Source organism: Embleya sp. NPDC059213, assembly GCF_042754445.1.
GTDB lineage: Bacteria > Actinomycetota > Actinomycetes > Streptomycetales > Streptomycetaceae > Embleya.
Window position 1 is genome coordinate 1 of record NZ_JBHZAV010000422.1, and the last position, 1236, is coordinate 1236.

Annotated in this window: 2 protein-coding genes; both read right to left on the minus strand. The window is 69.3% G+C overall.

Annotated features, from left to right (window positions below; genetic code table 11):
* Positions 1-84 precede the first annotated feature (84 nt).
* Entirely contained in the window at positions 85-255 is a 171-nt protein-coding gene (locus ACFXMF_RS47750; RefSeq protein ID WP_360323955.1) for a DUF5670 family protein, read from the minus strand.
* 163 nt (positions 256-418) lie between these two features.
* Complete coding sequence (locus ACFXMF_RS47755; protein ID WP_380018244.1) at positions 419-1048, minus strand: alpha-ketoglutarate-dependent dioxygenase AlkB; 630 nt, start codon at positions 1046-1048, stop codon at positions 419-421.
* Positions 1049-1236: the final 188 nt, after the last annotated feature.

Genomic DNA, 1236 nt, shown 5'->3' on the forward strand with positions numbered 1-1236 from the left:
ATTCGATGCGGACCACACCCCGCCCTTGAATGCGTGGTGTCGCGGTGCTGCTCGTCAGGCACGGGGACGGTGCCTGCCGGAAAGTCACCAGCGGTACCAGCGGCCCCGCCTGCCACCGGTGCCGGCGGAGCGGAAGACGAAGCCCAGGGCCCACAGGACCAGGACGATGACGGCGATCCACCACAGTGCCTTGAGCGCGAAACCGGCGCCGAAGAGGATCAGGGCGAGAAGCAGGACGACCAAAAGGGGAATCATTGTTTTTACCTCCGCCCCACGTCTGCCCCGGCCGGGCGCGCCCATTCACGGAAAGGCCCCTGTTTTGCGCGGCCTTTTCCGGAAAGACTCCGCCGTCGGCTCGCGCGGCACTCTTCGGTTTTCGGACTTGACCCGTCGGGTGCGTGCGGATGGCGGTGGCCGCTCAGCCGACACCGTGCGGGCGGAACTGGATGCTGATCCGTGGTCCGGTGGCCCTGGCGGTCTTGGGAATCGCGTGTTCCCAGGTGCGTTGGCAGGAACCGCCCATCACGATCAGGTCGCCATGGCCGAGCGGGCGCCGCAGCACGGCCGCGCCCCCACCACGTGGGCGGAGCAGGAGATCACGCGGGGTGCCGACCGAGACGATCGCGACCATGGTGTTCTCGCGGGCTCCCCGACCGTTGCGGTCGCCGTGCCAGGCGACACTGTCGTGGCCGTCGCGGTAGAGGCACGGACCCGCACTGACGAAGGGTTCGCCGAGTTCCGCCGCGTGGTGCTCGGAGAGCCGATCGCGTGCGTCGGACAGGGAGCGGTGCGGCAGGTCGTCGGCGGGCCCGTAGTGGGCGAGCAGGCGGGGAACGTCGACGACGCGCTCGTACATCCGCCGACGCTCGGCCCGCCAGGGGACCGTCTCGGCCGGCGCGGCGAACAACGTGTCCGCGCCGGCAACCCATCCCGCCGGTTCGTCGATCCAGGCGCCGGTTCCGGGCATGGTGCGGCGCACGCCTTGCGGTGCGCCGATTCGGACGACATCGTTTTGGTCGAAGAGCGAACCCTGGAGACAATCCGACATTGCGCCACGATGCTCCATCGAGGCGAACGCATGTTCGAGTGTGGTGGAGGAGCCGCGCGGGCGGTTTGCCCCCGTGGTCGGCGTCGGGAGGTGGCCGGACGGCGCCGTGGTGAGCGCATGGCAACGTCCTCGACTACATCCGCGCCCGGCGTTACGGACGCCTTGCCGCTGTTGCATTCTTCACACGC

What these genes read in the sequence shown, in the direction of transcription:
- ACFXMF_RS47750 (WP_360323955.1), bottom strand. Translation starts at nt 255, where the DNA reads ATGATTCCCCTTTTGGTCGTCCTGCTTCTCGCCCTGATCCTCTTCGGC.
- ACFXMF_RS47755 (WP_380018244.1), bottom strand. Translation starts at nt 1,048, where the DNA reads ATGTCGGATTGTCTCCAGGGTTCGCTCTTCGACCAAAACGATGTCGTC.